Annotated in this window: 21 protein-coding genes; 8 read left to right on the top strand and 13 right to left on the bottom strand. The window is 47.2% G+C overall.

Annotated elements, in window-relative coordinates; genetic code table 11:
- Position 1: 1 nt before the first annotated feature.
- Together CCVT_RS04275 and CCVT_RS04270 are read right to left on the bottom strand one after the other, a co-directional pair.
- Positions 2 to 790, bottom strand: coding sequence for an OmpA/MotB family protein (locus CCVT_RS04275; RefSeq protein ID WP_018135868.1), 789 nt, complete (start codon positions 788 to 790; stop codon positions 2 to 4).
- Between the two features lie 8 nt (positions 791 to 798).
- Positions 799 to 1,563, bottom strand: a complete 765-nt coding sequence (locus CCVT_RS04270) for a motility protein A (protein WP_009649392.1) — start codon at positions 1,561 to 1,563, stop codon at positions 799 to 801.
- A 132-nt stretch (positions 1,564 to 1,695) separates the two neighbouring features.
- Here CCVT_RS04270 and glmU point away from each other — a divergent pair, with 132 nt between their 5' ends.
- The 7 genes from glmU to truA are packed head-to-tail and all read left to right on the top strand — an operon-like array spanning position 1,696 to position 8,064.
- On the top strand, positions 1,696 to 3,003 hold the full coding sequence (gene glmU, locus CCVT_RS04265; protein WP_018135867.1) for a bifunctional UDP-N-acetylglucosamine diphosphorylase/glucosamine-1-phosphate N-acetyltransferase GlmU: 1,308 nt from the start codon (positions 1,696 to 1,698) through the stop codon (positions 3,001 to 3,003).
- Positions 2,990 to 4,165 (top strand): bifunctional phosphopantothenoylcysteine decarboxylase/phosphopantothenate--cysteine ligase CoaBC, encoded by a 1,176-nt coding sequence (gene coaBC, locus CCVT_RS04260; RefSeq protein WP_018135866.1) that lies wholly within the window; start codon positions 2,990 to 2,992, stop codon positions 4,163 to 4,165. The genes glmU and coaBC overlap by 14 nt, the downstream gene beginning before the upstream one ends.
- Complete coding sequence (locus tag CCVT_RS04255; protein WP_018135865.1) at positions 4,162 to 4,848, top strand: hypothetical protein; 687 nt, start codon at positions 4,162 to 4,164, stop codon at positions 4,846 to 4,848. The genes coaBC and CCVT_RS04255 overlap by 4 nt, the downstream gene beginning before the upstream one ends.
- 1 nt (position 4,849) lies before the next feature.
- Positions 4,850 to 5,521 carry a polyprenyl diphosphate synthase gene (gene uppS / locus CCVT_RS04250; RefSeq protein ID WP_018135864.1) on the top strand — a complete coding sequence of 224 codons (672 nt, stop codon included), beginning with the start codon at positions 4,850 to 4,852 and terminating at the stop codon, positions 5,519 to 5,521.
- Positions 5,521 to 6,318, top strand: coding sequence for a prepilin peptidase (locus tag CCVT_RS04245; protein ID WP_018135863.1), 798 nt, complete (start codon positions 5,521 to 5,523; stop codon positions 6,316 to 6,318). The genes uppS and CCVT_RS04245 overlap by 1 nt, the downstream gene beginning before the upstream one ends.
- Positions 6,311 to 7,339: an LptF/LptG family permease gene (locus tag CCVT_RS04240; RefSeq protein ID WP_018135862.1), complete on the top strand. Its 1,029-nt coding sequence runs from the start codon at positions 6,311 to 6,313 to the stop codon at positions 7,337 to 7,339. Before CCVT_RS04245 ends, CCVT_RS04240 begins: the two co-directional genes overlap by 8 nt.
- Positions 7,339 to 8,064 (top strand): tRNA pseudouridine(38-40) synthase TruA, encoded by a 726-nt coding sequence (truA, locus tag CCVT_RS04235; RefSeq protein ID WP_018135861.1) that lies wholly within the window; start codon positions 7,339 to 7,341, stop codon positions 8,062 to 8,064. Before CCVT_RS04240 ends, truA begins: the two co-directional genes overlap by 1 nt.
- 39 nt (positions 8,065 to 8,103) lie before the next feature.
- On the opposite strand, the gene CCVT_RS04230 is transcribed toward truA, so the two are convergent.
- The 10 genes from CCVT_RS04230 to CCVT_RS04190 form a co-directional block, all read right to left on the bottom strand.
- Positions 8,104 to 8,796: a DUF4230 domain-containing protein gene (locus CCVT_RS04230; protein ID WP_018135860.1), complete on the bottom strand. Its 693-nt coding sequence runs from the start codon at positions 8,794 to 8,796 to the stop codon at positions 8,104 to 8,106.
- 141 nt (positions 8,797 to 8,937) lie between these two features.
- Positions 8,938 to 9,120: a hypothetical protein gene (locus CCVT_RS09810; protein ID WP_211205624.1), complete on the bottom strand. Its 183-nt coding sequence runs from the start codon at positions 9,118 to 9,120 to the stop codon at positions 8,938 to 8,940.
- Positions 9,111 to 9,884, bottom strand: coding sequence for an immunity 26/phosphotriesterase HocA family protein (locus CCVT_RS04225; RefSeq protein ID WP_211205623.1), 774 nt, complete (start codon positions 9,882 to 9,884; stop codon positions 9,111 to 9,113). Before CCVT_RS04225 ends, CCVT_RS09810 begins: the two co-directional genes overlap by 10 nt.
- Before the next feature lie 269 nt (positions 9,885 to 10,153).
- Positions 10,154 to 11,365 carry a threonine ammonia-lyase gene (gene ilvA, locus CCVT_RS04220; RefSeq protein ID WP_018135858.1) on the bottom strand — a complete coding sequence of 404 codons (1,212 nt, stop codon included), beginning with the start codon at positions 11,363 to 11,365 and terminating at the stop codon, positions 10,154 to 10,156.
- On the bottom strand, positions 11,349 to 11,753 hold the full coding sequence (locus tag CCVT_RS04215) for a CoA-binding protein (RefSeq protein ID WP_018135857.1): 405 nt from the start codon (positions 11,751 to 11,753) through the stop codon (positions 11,349 to 11,351). The genes ilvA and CCVT_RS04215 overlap by 17 nt, the downstream gene beginning before the upstream one ends.
- Entirely contained in the window at positions 11,740 to 12,843 is a 1,104-nt protein-coding gene (gene trmA / locus CCVT_RS04210; protein WP_018135856.1) for a tRNA (uridine(54)-C5)-methyltransferase TrmA, read from the bottom strand. Before trmA ends, CCVT_RS04215 begins: the two co-directional genes overlap by 14 nt.
- Positions 12,844 to 14,547 carry a Na+/H+ antiporter NhaC family protein gene (locus CCVT_RS04205; RefSeq protein WP_018135855.1) on the bottom strand — a complete coding sequence of 568 codons (1,704 nt, stop codon included), beginning with the start codon at positions 14,545 to 14,547 and terminating at the stop codon, positions 12,844 to 12,846.
- Between the two features lie 27 nt (positions 14,548 to 14,574).
- A complete protein-coding gene (locus tag CCVT_RS04200; protein WP_018135854.1) occupies positions 14,575 to 15,321 on the bottom strand; it encodes an SDR family NAD(P)-dependent oxidoreductase in 747 nt (248 codons plus the stop codon).
- 10 nt (positions 15,322 to 15,331) lie between these two features.
- Positions 15,332 to 16,558, bottom strand: a complete 1,227-nt coding sequence (locus tag CCVT_RS04195; protein ID WP_018135853.1) for an ankyrin repeat domain-containing protein — start codon at positions 16,556 to 16,558, stop codon at positions 15,332 to 15,334.
- A gap of 205 nt (positions 16,559 to 16,763) precedes the next feature.
- The gene (locus tag CCVT_RS04190) at positions 16,764 to 17,780 is read right to left on the bottom strand and encodes an alpha/beta hydrolase (protein WP_018135851.1); all 1,017 of its coding nucleotides are present in this window, start codon (positions 17,778 to 17,780) and stop codon (positions 16,764 to 16,766) included.
- Between the two features lie 164 nt (positions 17,781 to 17,944).
- On the opposite strand from CCVT_RS04190, the gene CCVT_RS04185 reads away from it, so the two are divergent.
- Positions 17,945 to 18,130, top strand: a complete 186-nt coding sequence (locus tag CCVT_RS04185) for a hypothetical protein (RefSeq protein WP_018135850.1) — start codon at positions 17,945 to 17,947, stop codon at positions 18,128 to 18,130.
- 3 nt (positions 18,131 to 18,133) lie between these two features.
- Here CCVT_RS04185 and CCVT_RS04180 read toward each other — a convergent pair whose 3' ends face one another.
- Entirely contained in the window at positions 18,134 to 20,956 is a 2,823-nt protein-coding gene (locus CCVT_RS04180) for a bifunctional aconitate hydratase 2/2-methylisocitrate dehydratase (RefSeq protein ID WP_018135849.1), read from the bottom strand.
- Between the last annotated feature and the right edge of the window lie 73 nt (positions 20,957 to 21,029).

Genomic DNA, 21,029 nt, shown 5'->3' with positions numbered 1-21,029 from the left:
GTCATTTTCCTACGTCAAGGATACTTTTTTTAGTAGCCTCTTTGTTTTTTCTATCAAGCGATACGAAGTGTATCTCCACGCGGTTGTTTTTCGCCCTGCCCTCAGGGGTTTGATTGCTAGCAAAAGGATCGTAAGACGCCCTGCCCGAGGCTATGAGCTTTCTAGCGTCCACGCCGTCTATCATCATCTCCTCGACTACGCTTATCGCTCGCGCGGTCGAAAGCTGCCAGTTATCTTTAAAGATGGAATTCATATCAGGCTTTTGATCGTCTGTATGGCCGATGATATTGATATTTACATCAGGGCTTAACTTAGCGATGACCATCGCGATCCTTTTTAAAAATAGCCTTGCATCGTCATTTTCTATCTGCGCTTTTCCGGGCTCAAAGAACAAGTCCGATGGCAATCGTATGATAAAGCCGTCTTCGCTCTCCTCCATGCTGACTTCAGGAGCTCCGCCAGCACTTAAAAGCTCGTTTATTTTCTTTATCGTGGCGGAGAGCTCGCTAAATTCGCCTTGAGAGCTGGTGGACTGCCCTTTTGTTTTTTTTATCTGTTTTTCGAGCTCACTCTCTTGATCGTCTTGATTGTCCGGTCTAGCGCCACCCTCAAGCACGCTAAGAGCGCCTGCTAGTGAGCCTACCGCAGCTTCGACCTTTTTGGCATCCATCGTAGCCATAGAGAGCAGCAAAACGAAAAAGCAAAGCAAAAGCGACATCAAGTCCCCAAATGTCGCGAGCCACTCGGGCATGCACTTTGGACAATCATTTGGGTTTATAAGCTTTGGCATCTTAAATTTTACTCGAACTGACTTTTTCTATCTTTTGGCGGCAAGAAAGCAAGCAGTTTAGCCTCGAGAGTTCGCGGATTATCGCCTGCTTGTATAGACATTATGCCCTCTAAAACGACTTGTTTTTCAAGCGCCTCGTCCGCATCGCGTATGGATAGGATATTTCCGACCGGAGCACCTATGATGTTGCCTATCATCGCACCATAAAGCGTCGTTAGCAAGGCGACCGCCATCGACGGACCTATTGCGCTTGGATCAGACATGTTTAAAAGCATCGCGACAAGGCCTATCAGTGTGCCTATCATACCCATCGCACCGGCGAAGCCGCCGACTTGCTCGAAAATTTTGATATTGTTCGTATGTCTGGCGCTTGATTGATCCATGTCTATCTCTAAAAGCGCACGTATGGCGTCTGGCTCGTTGCCGTCTACTGCCATAGACAGACCTTTTTTTAAAAATTGATTGACTTCGTTATTCACATCGTTTTCAAGTGCCAATATTCCGTCTTTACGGGCTTTGGTAGAATAATCCACGATCTTTTTTATAGTTGCGGCTAAATTTATCTGAGTAGGCTTGACCGCGATGCCGTAAAATTTGAACACGCTCTTTAGCGTCTCCATCTTAAAGCCGACCATCATGACACCGATCGTACCACCAAAAACGATCATTACCGAAGGAACATCGATATAAGGCCCGATGCCAACGCCGATCGCCATCGATCCAAATAACAAAACCAACGTCAAAACCCAGCCGACAACGGTTCCTAGATCCATCGCACCTCACTTTTTCCTTTATTATAAGTGCCTATTCTATTAAGTTTTTGTTGAAACCATCGTTAAATTTAAAAAATTATTTGCGTTTTTTTGATACAATCTTAGAAATTTTTACCAGAAAAAGGCTTGAAAATGAACGATACAAGCATAATAATCCTAGCCGCAGGTCTAGGTACCAGAATGAAGTCAAAACGCCCGAAAGTGCTCTTTGAGCTTTGTGGCGAGCCTATGATCATACATATCCTAAAACAAGCTTATGCTATCACAAACGACGTAGGCGTCGTGCTCCACTATGAAAAAGAGCTGATCAGCCAAAAGATAAAAGAAATTTTCCCTCAGACTAAAATTTACACTCAAGATCTAGAAAATTTCCCGGGAACGGCGGGCGCACTAAAAAGCGCTACGCTAAGCGGCAAAAAGGTCATCGTCACATGCGGAGACATGCCCCTTGTAAGATCTACTGATCTAATGAGGCTGGCAAACGCGGACGCTGATATAGCGATGAGCTGCTTTGAGGCTACAAACCCCTTTGGATACGGACGCGTCATCATAAAAGGCGGCAAGGTGGAGGCGATCGTCGAGCAAAAAGACGCCAGCGAAGCCGAGCTAGCCATAAAGAGTGTAAATGCGGGCTGCTACTGCTTCAAACGTGAAATTTTAGAAGAGATTTTACCTCTCATAAAAAACGAAAACGCCCAGAAAGAATTTTACCTCACCGATACGATAAAAATCGCCAACGAACGCGGCTTTAAATGCGTAGCCGTAAATGTCAGTGAGCAAAATTTTATGGGTATAAATGATAAATTCCAGCTTAGCGTAGCCGAAAAGATCATGCAAGACGAGATAAAGCAGGACTTGATGAAAGCGGGCGTTTTGATGCGCCTTCCAGAAAGCATTTTCATCGACAGTAGAGCTAAATTTGAAGGCGAATGCGTGCTTGAAGAAAATGTCAGCATCCTGGGCGCTTGCCATATCAAAGAAAGCATAATAAAAAGCTGCAGCGTCGTAGAAGACAGCGTGATAGAAGGCTCTGATATCGGGCCACTCGCACACATCCGCCCAAAAAGCGAGATAAAAAACACGCATATAGGAAATTTCGTCGAAGTCAAAAAAGGAGTGCTTGACGGCGTAAAGGCCGGACATCTAAGCTATCTTGGCGACTGCGAGATAGCTAGCGGCACGAACGTAGGATGTGGTACGATAACATGCAACTACGACGGCAAGGCAAAATATAAAACAACAATCGGCAAAAATGTCTTCATCGGCTCGGACACGCAGCTAGTAGCACCCGTGAATATCGCCGATGACGTCATCATCGCCGCAGGAAGCACGATAACAAACGACGTTCCAAGCGGAGCGCTCGCCATAAGCAGAGGCAAACAAGAAAACAAAGCCGGATTTTTCTATAAATTTTTTGGCAAAAACGATGCTGAAAAATAAAAAAATTTTACTCGCAGTCTGCGGCAGCATCGCATTTTACAAGGCTTATGAAATTTTGTCGCTATTAAAAAAACAAGGCGCTGACGTGTATGTCGCATTAAGCGACGGAGCGCTCAAATTTTGCTCTATCGCAGGCTTTGAAGCCCTTAGTGCGCACCGCGTCTTAAGCAGTGTCAGCGAGGACTGGCAAGCTGGTGTAAATCACATCGCCTATGCAAAAATGGATCTCGTGCTGATAGCACCGGCCTCCGTAAATACCATAAACAAGCTAGCAAGCGGTATTTGCGATAATGTATTCATGCAAACGCTCATAGCCGCTTCGGCCGTGCCTCTCGTCATCGCACCGGCGGCAAACGACAAAATGATAAGCCACTTCGCCACCCAAAACAGCCTCGAAATTTTAAAACGAAACGGAGCTAGCATAGTAGGGCCCGTAAATAAAATTTTAGCCTGCGGCGATGAGGGCAAAGGCGGACTTAGCGAACCTGAAACTATCATCTACGAAGCTATCCGCAAGCTTAGCGAGCAAAATTTCAAAGACAAAAACGTCCTAGTCACGGGCGGTGCGACGACAGAAAAGATAGACGATGTGCGCGCGATAACGAACCTTTCAAGCGGCAAAATGGCAAGAGCGCTTGCAGACGCGTTTTATTTCGCAGGTGCGAATGTGACGCTAGCAGCGAGCTTTGAGACGCGAGATTTGCCGTATAAGGTCGTGAAATTTCGCTCAAGCGGCGAGCTTTTGAAAATTTGCCAAGACGAGTGTAAAAATGCCAACTTGCTCGTGATGTGCGCTGCGGTGAGCGATTACGTAAGCGAGGAGAAATTTAGCGGCAAGCTCAAAAAAGAGGAGCTTGGCAAGCAGTGGAGCCTAAAGCTGGTGCAAAATTTAGATATCCTAAACGAGCTCGCAAAATTTAGCTGCAAAAAGATCGGCTTTAAGATGGAATTTGACCCTGCAAACGCCAAGCAAAGCGCGCAGAAAATGCTTTCAAACAAAGGCCTTGACGCCGTTTGCTTAAACGTGCTCACCGATCAAAATGCCTTTGGCAGCGAAGTAAACGAGGTGACATTTATCACCAAAAACGGCGAAACACAGCTAAAAATGGCGCAAAAAAGCGAGATCGCCAAACAAATCCTAGATCTTGCAAGCAGATTATGATAGAAAAAATTTCACGCGTTCAAAGGATAGCCGCAGCTCAAAACAGCTCGCCCATACCCTTAAATACGTCGCTGCCAATAAGCCTAAAGGTCAACGAAAAGATAGGCTTTAATAGATATATTTTGAAATTTGCAGACAAAAGCCTGAATACAAAAAGCCTAAAGCCGCTAAATGTCGGCAGCCAATACTGGGGCGAGATAGAGAGCGCCAGCGAAAATATCCTCATAAGAAATATGTTTGAAAAGCCTAAAATTTTGGAATTTCACGCGTTTGAAAACGGGCTTTGGCTCATTGAAAATCTGATCTCGCAGCCAAATTTAAGCTGGCTTTACGAGCATATTTTTGAGGTCTTAAGCACCACGCAAAACAAAGAGGAATTTAAAATTTACACCAAAATGATAACGGCCCTGCAAGAAAGCATCATCCACATCCCCTTTGTCTATAACGGCGTCCTTGGCCTCCTTCAGCTAAAAAAAGATAGGAGCAAAAGCTGGATTTATCTCGTATTTTCAAATTTCGCGCCGATCGTTTTTGGGCTCGAAAAAGGTGAAATTTCACACGTTATGACGCCATTTAAAAACGTTGCGGCGCTTTTAAAAAAGGAATTTGCATGTGATATCGGCGTGCAAAATGTCTTGCCATTTTGGAGCAAAGACGATAAGATAGTCGATTTTAAGGGATAATTTGAACGAGTTAAAACATCTTGGTATCATCATGGACGGCAACGGGCGCTGGGCGAAAAGGCGCGGCTTTTTACGCACGAAAGGGCACGAGGTCGGGGCTAGCGTCGTTGAAGCGATGTGTGAATTTTGTATCGATGAGGGCGTTACAATTCTCAGCCTTTACGCATTTAGCACCGAAAACTGGAAACGACCGCAAAAAGAGGTCGAATTTTTAATGGATCTGCTTAAAAAATTCCTCGTTTCAAAGCGAGAAAATTTTTTAAACAACGGCATAAAATTTACGACCATTGGCGATATAGAGCCGTTTGGTCGGGAGCTAAAGGCTGAAATTTCGCTGCTTAAAGAGCTGACAAAGGACAATAAAAAGCTAAAGCTGAATTTAGCCATAAATTATGGCGCGCGCGACGAGCTGGTGCGAGCGTTTAGGGCACTGGCAAAAAACGGCGAGCTAATAAACGAGGCCAGCATAAGCGCCAAACTGGACGAGAGCGAGGATATCGATCTACTCATCAGGACTGGCGGCGAGCAGAGGCTGTCAAATTTCATGCTTTGGCAGGCTAGCTATGCCGAGCTTGCATTTACAAAGACGCTCTGGCCGGAATTTAGCAAAAAAGAGCTTGGAGCGATAGTCAAAGACTACAGGCAAAAAAATAGAAGGTTTGGTGGGGTTTGATGGATATTTACGATGGTTTATACGTGATTTGGGGGCTGTTTTTCCTGATTTTTGGCGTTTGCATAGGCTCGTTTTCAAACGTTTTGATATATCGCCTGCCACGCGCGCAGAGCGTGAATTTCCCACCATCTCACTGCACTAAATGCGGCAAGACATTGAAATTTTATCACAACATCCCGCTTCTGTCGTGGCTATTTTTACGCGGTAGATGCGCCTTTTGTAAAGCCAAGATCAGTCCGAGCTACCCGCTAGTCGAGGCGGCTTCCGGCGCTTTGATGCTGCTTTGCTTTTACAAAGAGTGCGGCGATATGCTAAATGTCCAAACGCTTGCAAGTGCCGTTTTGCTGGGACTTTGCTTTATCATGCTGCTAGCTCTTAGCCTCATAGATATAAAATTTAAAGCCGTGCCGGACGTTTTGCTCTTTGCCGCACTTGGCTTCGCGCTTATTTACGCAGCGCGTGAAATTTTATGGTTTGGCGATTTTTCGGCGTTTATAAACGCCTTTGGCTTTGCGTTTGGATTTTGGCTGCTTAGGCTTATCGTAAGTGCGGCTATGAAAAAGGAGGCGATGGGTAGCGCAGACATCTTTATAGCCGCTATCATAGGTGCGGTGCTGCCGCTAAAGCTCGCCCTTTTTGCGGTCTATCTTGCTGCGATCTTGACACTGCCGGTGTATGCGCTGGTGCGAAAGAGCGGCTACGAGCTGGCGTTCGTGCCGTTTTTGAGCGCAGGACTAGTCGTAACCTATGTCTTTGATACAGAAATTTTAAATTTTATAGAGATGCTTTATGAGTAGGGTCAACAAATATCTTTTATACAACTTTCTAGGCACGTTCGCGTCGCTCTTTAGCACGCTTTTTTTGATAATGTCGATAGTCTTTTTCATCCAGATCGCCCGCGTGACGTCATATATCGAGATAACGTTTGGCGAGCTTTTGAAGCTTTATATGTTCATGCTGCCGCGTGTCTTGCTCTTTGTCGTTCCTATCGCATTTTTCGTAGCGCTTGCGATGACGCTCTTTCGCCTATCCAAAGAAAACGAAAGCATCGTCATTTTCACCTTAGGAAGCTCGCCAAATTCCATCGCTAAATTTTTCCTGGCGTTTTCTGCCGCCTTAAGCGCACTTTTGCTGATAGTTGCGATCGTCATGATACCGATAGCCTCGGAGCTCAACTCAAATTTCATCGACTACAAAAAGACCGTCGCGAAGCTAAATTTAAAGCCGACACAATTTGGGCAAAAATTTTCAGACTGGATGGTCTATGTAGGCAGTGAAGGAAGCGACGAGAACGGCACGATCTATAAAAATATCGTGATGTTCAACCCCTTTATCAAAGACTCGCAACGCCTCATAGTCGCACAAAACGCCAAGATGATAAATACGAAATCAAACATAGAGCTATCCCTAAACAACGGCAAAATTTACGATATGAGAGACAAGGTCTATCATCAAAGCAACTTTAAATCCATGACTATCCGCACCGCACAAAACGAGAAAATAAACGATGTAGACAGCATAAAAGAGTACTGGCTCGAGGCAAAGACCAGCACCAAGCGCAAAAAAGATCTTAGCACTTACGTTTTGGTCGCACTTTTCCCGCTAGCGACGACGCTCTTTGCCATAAGCTTTGGTATCGTGACATACCGATACGAAAAGGGTGCGGTATATCTTGGCACGTTTGGGATATTGTTTGGATATTTTACGCTCATAATGCTGCTAAGCCCGCGTCCGATCATAGCTATACCGGGAGTATTCGCGGCGTTTTTTGCCGCCGGAGTTTGGTTTTATAAATTTAAGATCATGCGAAGGTATTGATGAAAATTCAGCTCATCTTTAGCTACGACGGCTCAAAATTTCAGGGCTCTCAGACCCAGCCGCATGAAAACGGCGTCCAAGACGCCCTAGCCCGTACGCTGGCTCATGTGGGCATCTTTGGCAAACTGGTTTTAAGCTCGCGCACCGATAAGGGCGTGCATGCGACGGCTCAGAGTGCTGCGGTGGAGTGCGGGGAGCATTTTAAAGACCTTGATCGTCTTAAAAACCTCATAAACCGCCACGCGCATCCTTTCATACATATAAAAAGCATAAAGCGCGTAAATGAAAATTTTCAGGCCAGATACGATGCAAAGGCGAGACTATATCGCTACATCATAGATCACGGTAGATACGATGTTTTTCGCGCGGATTACTGCCTTTTAGCGCCTAAATTTGATACCGCTCGTGCAAATCATATACTTAAAATTTTTATCGGGAAGCATGATTTTAGCGCGTTTATGAAAACAGGAAGCGGCACGAAAAGCCCTATTCGCGAAATTTACAAAGCATACTGCTACGAATACAAAAACAAAACCGTCATCGTCTTTAAGGCAAACGGCTTTTTAAGAGCGCAGGTAAGACTAATGGTCGCAAGCCTGCTAAAAGCTCTAAAATTAAAAGACGGCGACGAGCTGCTAAATTTAGCCCTAAATCACAAAAAGCCACTCACCAGGATACCCGCCGCAGCGCAAGGCCTATATCTAAGCCGAGTGTTTTATAGATAGTTTTTCATTTGGTTCGTAGCTAAGGCTTTTAAAGGCTGTCTAAGCGATGTTTTCAAGCTTTAGCTGCGAGCCTATCTGCTCTTCGTTGTCATTAAATTCAAAAATGACGCAATTCGCCCCGAAGCTTTTGGCGATGGCCTCTAGCGTATCGCGAGCGGACTTGTGGATCTTGCTTTGTAGCTGCGAGATGAGCCTGATACTCATCTTTTCGACCTCGCTTCGCGCCTCCTCTATCAGGCGGTTCTTATCCTCTTCTCTAAAGCTACTTCCAAAAAAGCCGTTTAGCGAGTCGGGCAACAAAAACGGGATAAATTTACCATTTTTCTCGTCATAAAATTTCATATTAGCGATCGAAAATTTATACTTGCAAGGCGGCATTTTGACCTTGTATTTGGAGTTTGCGATCTGCGTTATCTCAAGCTTCGGACTCGTTAGATCGTAGATGAAATTTATCTCGAACTCAAATATCATCGAGAGCTTTTTCTCGCTCACGAGCCATCTAAGATACTCTTTGCCAAAATTTCCAAACGCGTGATCGGTCTTTGTGACGATCTCTTTGCTATATACTTGAAATACGGAGAGCTCGCCGATGGATTTTATCTGTTCTATATCGGTCGTTATGCTCGTAGTGACGGGCTTTTGCGCCTCTTTTAGGGCTTTATTAAATTTAAATATCGCCACCACGCATACGAGCAGCAAAATAGCTAAAATAAGGCTAGTGTATTCGGTCATTTTCGCTCCTTTATGCGGCAGATTGTAGCAAATCTTGATAAAAGATTTGTTAAATCACAGGTCAAATTCAGTCTTTTTTGTATGCCTTTAAATTTATCCAAACAAGCCTATATCCGCCGATATACCCTCGCACGAGCCGATTCATATCTCTGGCTCTTTTTCAAAAAGCCTCAAATTTTCCTCATACCCGGCGTCCGCATCCAAGCCAAAAAATTTGAATATCTCTCTTTTTATCTCGATATTTTCAGGGTTTCGCAGATCGTTTTTATCATAAATTTCGATGCCTTGTTTTACTGGACCTTCTTTTAAGTCCCCTATAAACAAAGACCAGCCGATAGCTTCGTTTCGGTAAGGATCGGGCCAAATTCGCCTTTGCGGACAAATTTTTTAAATTTAGCCGCTGAAGCTTCTTTATAAATTAGCCCATATTGCAAATAAACATAGTCTGGATCAGCATGGCTGATACTCCTGCTAAACGAGATCGGTGCGCCGTCTAGATCGCGTAGTTCAAGGGGTCTGTGTCCGATGATCTTATATTCGCCGTAGTAAAAGCAGTTATCCATTATAGCCTGTGCTGGCAGGGCTGGCATAGCAGTGAGTGCGTCCAGATCGGTATTTGGAGTATCACTTACAGTGAGATAGACCTTTACGATGAGCGCCTTACCCATTAGGTTATTTAGTCCAGCGTGTCTTAGACGAGCAAATTCGGGCGTTTTACGGCGTTTTGCCACATCGATTAAAATACGCCCAAAGCCCCACTTACGCCTATCAAATTTAAATGTGAAAAAGTCGCCTTCTTTAAATTTGCAGTGTTGGCGTGAGGTGTTTTTAAAGGCTTCAAGCTCCGCTAGATCAGCTTTTGATGTATCTACTATCCATTTTTCCAGCCAGTTTTTAAATTTGATGGCGATGTCTTTGTCTTCTTTACCTTCTCCAATATCCTCGTAGTAAAACGTCGTTTGCGTAGTGAAATTTGCGATGATGACGGAGCTAGCGGTAAAACTAAAATACACGCCAAGCCCCTTAAATGACTGCGTAGTGGTGAAATTTAGCTTCTTTGGTTTGCCCCGCGCGGTCTTTGGTAGCACGATGGTGCGGTTTTCAGCCGTGCGCTCACAAAGCTGCGTCTCGTAGTATCGCTCACTCGTAGATGTTATAATCTTTCGTATGACGTCACCGTCAAAAAATAGTCCGTCTCCCCTATCCTCACAGCCTCCCAGTACGCTGGCAAGGGCTCTAAGCCTAGGAACTTACGCTCTTCGTTGGTTAATATAAAAGATGAAATTTCTCGTTTCATTTTTTGATCCTTATAAATTTAGCCCGCTAAAGCCTAAATTTACACTATCTATCTGTCAGATCAAAACACCTGCGTAAATTCAAATCCATGCTCTTTAAGCACCTTTTTTATGCGTTCTTGATGTTCTGCGCCCTTGGTCTCAAGTGTGATAGTGATGCTCGCATCGCCGTATTCAAGCTCGGTCGAAAAGCGATCGTAGTCGATCTTTACGATATTTGCGTTCGCATCTTTTAGCGCGTCGGTAAGCGCCAGCAACGCGCCCGGCTTGTCTATCAAGGTAACTTGTATCGTCATCTTGCGTGCAGACTTTATGAGACCCTTTTCGATGATGATAGAAAGCATCTGTACGTCGATATTGCCGCCACTTAACACGATGCCGATCTTTGCGCCCTTTTTGTGCTTTATCTTGCCGTGCATAAGCGCAGCTACTCCTGCGGCGCCGGCACCCTCTACGACGATCTTTTGACTCTCTAGCAAAAACAGTATCGCAGTCGCGATCTCTTCGTCATCTACCTGCACGAATTCATCGACACATTCAATGATATTTGCCAGAGTTATCTCACTGGCATCACGGACAGCGATACCATCGGCGATCGTACGGACTGATTTTGAATTTATGCTCTTTTTAGCGTTAAAGCTCTGCCACATCGCAGGTGCGCCCTTAGCTCCCACGCAGACTACTTTGATGTGAGGATTTACCTGTTTTACGCAGCTGGCCACGCCACTAGCCAGACCGCCGCCGCCAACAGGCACTACGACTATATCAAGATCGCTCATATCATCAAGCATCTCAAGGCCTATCGTGCCCTGCCCTGCCATGACGAATTCATCATTAAAAGGATGTATGAAATTCATCCCCTGCTCTTTGGCGTAAGTGACTGCAAATTCATACGCTTCGTCGAAGTTGTCACCCTTTAGTATGACTTCCGCGCCAAGATCTTTCGTACCAGAAACCTTTAGCAGCGGAGTGGACTCAGGCATGACGATGACCGCGCGCACGCCAAATTCACGCGCTGAGATGGCGACACCTTGAGCGTGATTTCCTGCGCTTGCGGCGACTACGCCCATCTTTCGCTGATCGCTCGTCAAATTTGCGATCTTGTTATAAGCGCCGCGGATCTTATACGCACCCGTTCGCTGTAAATTTTCCTCTTTTAGATAGATATCAGCGCCCGTTACGCTACTAAGCCTAGCCGAAAACGCAAAAGGGGTTTTATTTACGAAATGCCCTATCGTGATCTTGGCTTGGATGATTTTATTTAGTGATACCATTTTTCAACCTTTCAAATTCTATTTTTATACATTTATCTTGCACGAAATTTACGCCGTTTTGGCTGGCTTTGAGCTTTGCGGCTTCATTTACTATGCCAAGCTGCAGCCAAAGCGTCAAGACACTTTTTCGTATGACCTCGTCGATCAAAATCTGTGCGAATTCTCCCTTTCTAAACATCACTACGATATCGATGGGTTCGCTTATTTGGCTTAAATTCCTATATACTTTAAGCCCTAAAATTTCATCCTCTTTAGGATAAACGGGGTAGATTTTAAACCCGTTTTGCAAAAGATAGCGCGCCACCATGTTGCTAGCCTTGCTCTCATCAGGACTTAGCCCTACGATAGCCACACTCTTTGCGTTTTTTAAAATTTCATCTATACTCATCTTTTTTCAAAACCACTCCGCACTCGATGTGATTTGTATTTGCGAACTGATCGAACATCGCAAATTTCACCGCTTTGTGCGTGAGGCCAAGCTCTTTTAAATTTTCATAAAGCGTCTGCGGGTTACAGGATATATAGATGATGTTTTCGTAGTTTTTGATGAAATTTATCACGCTCGTTTCAAGTCCCGCACGCGGCGGATCGACAAGCACATGCGAGAAGGCAAAATCAGCCAAATTTACGCCCTCCAAACGCCTAAATTCTCGCTCACCGCTAAACGCGCTCATCAGCTCCTCGGCACTCATACGTAAAAATTTGATATTGCCGATGCCGTTTCGCTCGCAGTTTTTCAGGGCGTTTGCGATCGAGCTTTTTGAAATTTCAGTCGCTAGCACGCGCCTAAATTTGCCCGCCAGCGGGATAGTGAAATTGCCGTGCCCGCAATACATCTCAAGCATATCTTTAGCATTTTGCACGGCGTTCATAGCCCAGGATATCATCTTTTCATTTACGCCCTTGTTTGGCTGGATAAATGCACTGTCGCTAAAATTTAGAGCGTATCTTAGCCCGTTTATCTCAAAGCTATCGCACAGCTCGCGCTCGTCGCTACTTATCTTTTGACCGCGCGAACGGGCGACGATCTTTACGCCAAGCCTTTTTGCAAGCTCGCTAAAAGCGGCTTCAAGACCGTCAAGCCTCTTGTGATAGAGCAAGATGACAGCGCAAAGCTCGCTTGTAGATATGAACTCCACGCCAAAAATTTTACTTTTCAGCTCGTTTGAGGCGCCAAGCTCTTCAAGTAGCCTTGGCATGAGGGCGGCTATACTTTCATCTACCTTCAAGCACTCTGAAATTTTGATAAATTTTGACCTTGAGCCGTGCATCGTGTAGTAGATCTCGTCATTTTCGTGCCAAATGCCAAATTCCGCCCTGCTGCGGTATCTTTGCGGCTTAGAGCTAAAAATTTCAAGCTCGCCGTCAAAAAATTCTCTAAATTTATCCGCTATAAAATTTGCCTTGAAATTTAGCTGATCCTCATAAGGCAAGGCGAGCGTGCAGCTGCCGCACTCGCCAAAATGCACGCATCGCAACTACGCTTCCACCTTCTGCCCGACAAATCTAACAAACAGCGCAGTCACCAAAAGCCCAAGCGGCAGTGCGATCCAGATACTTAGCCCAAGCGCAACAGGCAGGTAGCCCACGACGATACTGATCGCGCACACGCTAAGCGCGTAAGGCATTTGCGTCTGGACGTGGTCGATGTGGTTGCAGCCTGCACCCATTGATGAGAGTATCGTAGTATCCGAGATTGGCGAGCAGTGATCGCCAAATATCGCGCCTGTTAGCACCGCCGAGATATTTACGATCATATAAGCATGTAGCGCGTCACCTGCGAGTCCGCTGTTTGCGCCAACGGCGCTTGCTAGTGGTATGGCAAGAGGCATCAAGATACCCATCGTGCCATAGCTCGTACCGGTTGAAAAGCTGATAAACGAGCCCAAAATGAAAATCGACGCCGGGAGTATGATTTTTGGGGTCGATTGTGAGAGCAGATCGACTAGATAGCGTGACGTGCCAAGCTCTTTGATAACGGAGCTTAGCGACCACGCAAGAAGCAGGATGATGATCGTGGTTATCATCGTTTTCCAGCCTTTGCCCCATGTCTCGATCGCCTCGCGCACGGTCAAAATTTTCCTATAAACGGCCATGATAATGGCGACGACAGTGGCTAAAAGCGCAGACTGAAACAGCGCGACAGACGCATCGGCCTTACCAAACGTAGCCTGGAAAGTTTCAAAAGAGAGAGGATGAGCCTGTGCAGCAGCCAGTGCCTCGCCCTCAAGCGAACTAAGCCCGCTGAAGTAAAAGCTCACAAATGCTCCGATAATCAGCACCAAAAGCGGGATCACGGCATTTGAGGCTTGCAGCTTTATACCCTCTTTTGGCTCAAGCGTCTTGTCCTCTACATCGCTCATCATCGATCTGCCGGAGTGTAGCTCGCCGGCCTTTGCCCTGCGCTCGGCTTTTAGCATACTACCAAAATCACGCCCCATAAAGGCGATACAAACGATAAAAAACAGCATGAAAAGGTTGTAAAAACGATAAGGGATCGTCTCGACGAAGATGCCAAATGCGTTTATATCGGTCACGCCGATGAGCTCGTAGCCTTGCTTGATGAGCGAGATTTCAAGCCCGACCCACGTCGAGATCACGGCAAGCCCTGCGACAGGTGCGGCGGTAGCGTCGATGATGAAAGCTAGCTTCTCGCGACTAACCTTAAATTTATCCGTTATCGGGCGCATGATAGGACCTACGATGAGGGCGTTTGCGTAGTCGTCAAAAAATACAAAAAGCCCCATGAGCCAGGTTGAAATTTGAGCCGAGACGCCCGTTTTTGCACGCTTGCTTAGCCACAGCGCGACCGCCTTCGTACCACCCATTTTGGTGATGAGCGCGACCACACCGCCGATACAAAGCACCTGCAACACGATGCCCGCGTTCCAGCTGTCAGCCAGCGAGCCGACCACCCTTTGCACGATACTCGTAAAACCCTTAACAAATGTCATAAAAATGTTCGAGCTCACGACATTTATTAAAAAAGTTCCGCTAAAAACGCCCAAAAACAGCGACAAAACGACGTCTTTGGTGATAAACGCCAAAACGATCGCGACTACCGGCGGCACGAGCGTCCAAATACCAAAAATTTCGGCATTTTTCTTCGCGACCTCCGCATCGACAGCAAATGCCAACATCGGCAAAAACAGCATCGAAATGAAAAATAAAGATTTTCTCATCCGCATCTTCCCCTTTATAAATTTAAATCAATCTCTTTCAAAATAAAATCCCGCCCAAGTCTGCGTCGTCGCCATGACTTCGAGCAAATTTACGTTCACGCTCTTTGGCAGATTTAAGCAGTTTAGTACCATAGTCGCGATATCATCGGCCGTGATGAACTGCGTATTTGCGTAGATGGAGTCGGCCTTGGCCTTGTCTCCCTTAAAGCGAACCTCGCTAAATTCGGTCTTGCAAAGGCCCGGAGCTATCTCGGTCACGCGTATGCCTGTGCCTAGCAGATCGTTTCGTAGGTTGTAGCTAAACTGCTTTACGAAGGCTTTCGTGCCGCCATAGACGTTGCCGCCAGGATACGGCCAGTGGCCTGCAACCGAGCCTAGGTTAAAGATATACCCGCTTTTTCGTTGCGTCATTATCGGCAAGATGGCCTTTGTCGAGTATAAAAGTCCTTTGATGTTCGTATCTACCATCGTCTCAAAGTCCTCGATGCTCGCATCTATCGTTCTTTCCTGACCGAGGGCGAGTCCCGCGTTATTTACCAAGACCTCGATATCCTTGAAATTTTCAGGCAAATTTTTGACTGCGTCGAAAACGGCCTTTTTATCTCTGATGTCAGCAGCTATTATATGCGTATTTCCAAGCTCACCGGCTAGTTTTTCCAGTCTTTCTTTGCGCCTACCAAGCGCGATGATCTTGTAGCCATCCAGTGAAAGTCTCCTAGCGATCGCATCTCCAAATCCCGATGTCGCACCGGTGATAAAAGCCGTTCCTTTCATCTTTGCTCCTTTATTCGATATTTGGCTTTAAATTTAGCGTTTTTAGATATCCTACCGCAGCGTCATTGCCGTTTTTTACAGCGTAGTCCATCGCGTTAAAGCCGGCCTCATCGACTGCTTGTATGTCAGCACCGCTTTGTCTTAAAAGCTCTAAAATTTCAGCGCTAGAATGCGCCGCTGCGTGCATGAAAACCGACCTTGACGTGTGCTCGAGCGCGCAAGTGTTGCCCAAAAACGACTCCTCGCCTAAATTTAGCATAGCGATCTTGGTATTCTCATCGATGTATCTTTCATTGACGTTCGCGCCGTTTGCGATCAAAAGCTGCGTCAGCCTCGCATCGTCAAACTGCACGGCATAAAACAAAGCGCTCTTTCCGAAAAAATTTTTATGATTTACGTCTGCACCCTTTTTTATCAGAAATTCGACGTTTTTTAAATTTTTAAGAGCGAAAAATATTGGCGTCTCATCGCCTGCATTTATCTGCGCGCCGCGTTTTAAAATTTCGTTTATGACATCGGTGTCTTGCTCGTATAAAAGCGCGGTATCTAGCATATTCGTGAGCTCAAACGGGGTAAAATTTTTAGAGTAAAGCAGCGAAGCGATGTAGTCAAATCCGGCCGTCTTATCGCTCAAAATTTTCTGCTCATCAGAGAGCGCGGGCTTATTCGTGGCGTTTATATCTTGCTTGCCGACGGCGAAAGTGAGGAATTCTCCGACCAAGCTCGTAGCGTAATACGCCGCACTGCCAGCATCTATTCCCTTATCTTCATAAAATTTCACGAGTGGAGTTTGTGCGTCGTTATAAAATTTTAAAAATTCTTTGTATTTGATGAAATTATATAGCGATTTGTTTGCCCAGTACCTAAAATAGTCCATCTGAGCGTCTTTTTGAGCCTCGGAGATCTCGGGCTTTTCAAGCGTTTTTGCATAGATCGACGGAGCGAAGCTGGCCTCTAAAACGAGCCATCTAAATTTATTTAAATTTTCAGTATAAACGATGTTTCCCACGCAGCTTTGATTTTCGCCGCGCACGACCTTTGCGGCGTCAAAGAGATCTTTCACGACAGCTAAATTTAGCGCCGATCCGTCGCAGGAGAAAATTTTCTCATCCATATACACAAAATCTTTAGGAGCGCTGGCAAATGCCTCTTTAGAGCCCAAATTCTCGCAGCTAAGCCCCTGCGCATGCGCAATCAAGTTCGATAAAAAAAGCAAAAAAATACTCAACCTTTTCATGCCGCCTCCTAAAATTTACGCTATTTTAACAAAATTAAACGCTAAACTCGCTTATTTGGCTGGATTTATGTCCAAAAATCATAAAATTTTTATCGTTTTTCCAGAATTTGCCCCGAGCCGCGTTAAAATTTCTCTTGACATATTGTTTTATAAAGCATCTGGGGCGATACGAGTAGCCCTCTATCTCGCACGTTCGCTTCAAATTTCACTTTGCCGCCTTAAACATCCGCTCTATTGCCTCGTTTCGCAGCTTAAAATAAAGCTTCGTCTGCGGCGAGTTTTCATTTACGCTATCAAAGCTGTGAAAGACGTTTGGGATCACCAAAAGCTCGGTACTGACGCCGTTTGCGAGCAGTCTATTTGCATAGTCGATATCCTCGTGTACGAAAAGATCAAGCTCGCCCGTGACCATAAAAACCTGCGGCAAGCCGCGTAAATTTTTAGCGAGCGCAGGCGAGAAATACGGCATTTGTTCTTCACTGATCGCTTGTCCGCCGCGCAGAGCCGTCCAGCCCGCGACATTTGCCGCCGCCGTCCAGACGAACTCGCCCGTATTTTTATCGTCATATATCGAGTCCGCTCCGCCCGTGCGGTGATCTAGCATCGGATAGACGAGCACCTGCCCGGCTAGGCTAAGCTCGCCCTTGTCGCGCGCATAGAGCGCTAGCCTCGCCGCCAGTCCGCCGCCTGCGCTCTCGCCCATCACGACGACCTTGCGCCTATCTAGTCCTAGGCTTTTTGCGTTTTCAAAAAGATATTTCAGCCCGTTATAAGCGTCGTTTAGATCGGCAGGAAAGGGTGCGACGCTCGACAAACGATACTCCACGCTCGCGACCGTGGCGTTTAGCTCGTTTGCAAGCTGCATGAGGCGCGCACCCTTAGACTTTGCGTTGCCCATCAGATAGCCGCCGCCGTGGATGAAATAAATGAGAGGCGAGAGCTGCGGCGCGTTTTTGCCACGGTAAAGATACAGCGGCACGGCGGGCTGCTCGCCATTTGCGGGAGCGATGAGGCTGGCTGTGGGCTGCATCGTGCTCGCGGCTAGCTCGTCTTGCCTCTTTTTCGCGGTGGCTCTTAAATTTGCGTCTGAAAAATCGACCGCCCAGCTTTGCATGTAGGGCTTGTATTCCTCGGCGACCTTGTCCTCTGCGCGAAACTGTGCCGCATTTAGCGCACCGCCAAGCAAAACGGCAAGCAAAGCGAGCGTAAATTTTGCTCTCATTTTTTCTCCTTTCGGGTTAGAATTTGAGCTTATTTTACTGTGAATTTCATAAATTTTACGCTTGATTTATGCACGAAATGCTTGTATTTTGGAGTGCCTAAATTTAGCTGATTTGATGGCGGTAGCGACGATCAGCGAGTCGTGGAATTACGTAGCGAGCACAGATGATTTTTAGACGCGAGGGAGCTGACTGCCGCAAATTTTCAATCGGCTATATCGCGATGCCAATAGGTCTAAAATTTAATGCCAACTATGAGATAAATTTAGCCGGTAAATTTTACACAGACCACAAATTTAACGGCCATCAGCCTAAATTTTACTATCCCAGCCCGACTAAATTTCCCCCGTAGCTCTCACCCGATCTCAAAATTTTCTATCTCGTTAAAATTTAAATACCGATAAATTTGCTCTTGCTTGCCAGCGAGCTTTTGCGGGACGATTCGCATGTATTCATCCACGCTTGGCAGCCTGCCAAGTATCGCGCAGACCGCCGCCAGCTCGGCACTGCCAAGATACACCTGCGCGCCCATGCCCATGCGATTGTCGAAATTTCGCGTCGAGGTCGAGAACACCACCGCGCCGTCTCGCACGCGGGCTTGATTACCCATGCAAAGCGAGCAGCCAGGCACCTCTATACGCGCGCCAGCCCCGCCAAACACGCTGTAATACCCCTCCTGCGTGAGAGTGTCTTTATCCATTTTCGTCGGCGGCACGACCCAAAGGCGCGTAGGGATCTGCCCCTCGCCCTTTAAGATCTCGCCCAAAGCGCGGTAGTGCCCGATGTTCGTCATGCAGCTTCCCACAAAAACCTCGTCGATATTTTTCGCCCGCCTTTCATCGCGCAAAATCTCGCCCAGCGTCGCGACATCGTCGGGATCGTTCGGGCACGCCAGTATCGGCTCGGTGATCTCATTTAAATTTATCTCGATCACTTCGGCGTATCTCGCGTCCTTATCAGCCCTTAGAAGGCTCGGATTTTCCAGCCACGCGAGCATCTTTTCGCGGCGACGCTGTAATGTAGCGCGGCTCTCGTAGCCCGCGTTTATCATCGCTTCGATGAGCGCGACATTTGAGCGGATATACTCCACCACGGGCTTGATGTCTAAATTTACCACGCACGCAGCGGCGGAGCGCTCGGCGGAGGCGTCGCTAAGTTCGAAAGCCTGCTCGACCTTTAAATTTTCCAGTCCCTCGATCTCTAAAATTTTACCCGCAAAGACGTTTTTCTTGCCCTTCTTTTCGACGCTTAGCAGCCCGCGCTTTATCGCGTAGTAGGGGATCGCATTGACGAGGTCTCGCAGCGTGATGCCCTCTTGCAGTTGCCCCGTGAAGCGCACCAGCACGGACTCTGGCATATTTAGCGGCATAGCGCCCAGCACCGCGGCAAACGCCACCAGCCCGCTACCCGCCGGGAAGCTGATACCGATAGGAAAGCGCGTATGGCTATCCCCGCCCGTACCGACCGTGTCGGGCAGTACCATGCGATTTAGCCACGAGTGGATGACGCCATCGCCTGGTTTCAAGCTCACGCCGCCGCGAGAGTTGATAAATTTTGGCAAATTTTTATGCAGTATCGCGTCGCTCGCCTTGGGATACGCCGCCGTATGGCAAAAGCTTTGCAGCACGAAGTCGCACGAAAAGCCAAGGCTTGCCAGCTCCTTTATCTCGTCGCGCGTCATCGGCCCGGTCGTATCCTGCGAGCCGACCGTGAGCGTGAGCGGCTCTACGTAGCTGCCGGCTCGCACGCCCTGCACACCGCACGCCCTGCCGACTATCTTTTGCGCGAGCGTATAGCCGCCGACGTCCTCTTTTGGCTGCTCCGGCTTAGCGAAAATCTGCTCCGCGCCTAAATTTAGAGCCGCCCTAGCCTTCGTGCAAAGTCCGCGCCCAATGATGAGCGGTATGCGCCCGCCGGCTCTAATCTCATCTAGCAGGGTGTTTGGCGAGAGGGTAAATTTAGCGACCAGCTCGGGAGCTTGTGCATGCGAACCATTTGCGGTATCGTCATAAATTTGACCTTGCGCGCCGTTTTGACACGCGCTAGCTCCTGCACCCAGACACGCCTTATCGCTGTAAATTTGCCCCTCATTTTCGTCACTCTCATCACTTAAATTTACGCCCTCTTCGCCACTTCGCCCTACTCTCACGATCTCGCCGCGATACGGGTAGATGTCGATGAGATCGCCCGTTTCGAGTGCGCTCACGTCGGCGACGATCGGCAGTGCGCCGCTATCCTCGGCGGTGTTGAAAAATATCGGAGCGATCACGCCACCGATGACGATGCCGCCCGTTTTTTTATTCGGCACGCCCTCTATCTCGCGCCCTAGATGCCACTGGATCGAGTTTATGCCACTCTTTCGGCTACTGCCCGTGCCGACCACGTCGCCCACATAGACGACCTCGCGACCGCTTTTTTTAAGCTCTTTTATCGTCTCTAAGCTGCCCGGCTGGCGTTTAGAGAGCATCGCGTTTGCGTGTAGCGGGATGTCAGAGCGCGTGAAGGCCTCGCTAGCCGGGCTTAGATCGTCGGTGTTGGTCTCGCCTGCGACCTTGAAAACGACCGCACGGATGAGCTGGGGCAGCTTCTCGCGCGACAAAAACCACTCCGCCCTAGCCCACGAGTGCAGGACTTCGAGGGCAAATTTATTGTGCTTGCTTAAATTTAGCACGTCGTTAAAATAATCATGCACGAAAATGATGTTTTTTAGCTCATTACAGGCTGCGCGAGCGACCGCCTCGTCGGGGCTATCAAGCGCGGCGATTAGCACGATGACATTGTATCCGCCAAGCATCGTTCCCAGCATTTTAAGTGCGGCAAATTTATCAAGCCCTTTTATATCAAGGTCATGATTTATAATCTCGTTTAAAAATTCCGCCTTCACTTTCGCTGCGTCATCGACGCCGGGCTGGACGCGGTTTGCGAGCAGATCTACGAGCCAAATTTGCCCTTTTTCATTTTCCTCAAACTCCTCCCAGACCTTGCCTAAATTTTCATCGTTTAGCTCAAAGCTCGGCGCGCGCCCACTTGCCAGGCCAAGACACTCGCTTTCTCTTAGTCCGCCAAGCCTCAAAAGCTCGCAAACTTGACGCGTCTGCTCCGCATTTAACGGCAACGGTGGCACTCCAAGCGCCTCTCGCTCACGCACGTGTTTTTCGTATTCTGATGAAAAGCCCATCGTTCTCCCCTTATTTTTTGCGCCTATTTTATCAAAAACACATAAAAATATAAAGCAAATTTTGCTAAATTTA

Source organism: Campylobacter curvus (assembly GCF_013372125.1).
Taxonomy (GTDB): Bacteria; Campylobacterota; Campylobacteria; order Campylobacterales; family Campylobacteraceae; genus Campylobacter_A; species Campylobacter_A curvus.
This window is presented reverse-complemented; position numbering and strand designations above follow the sequence as displayed.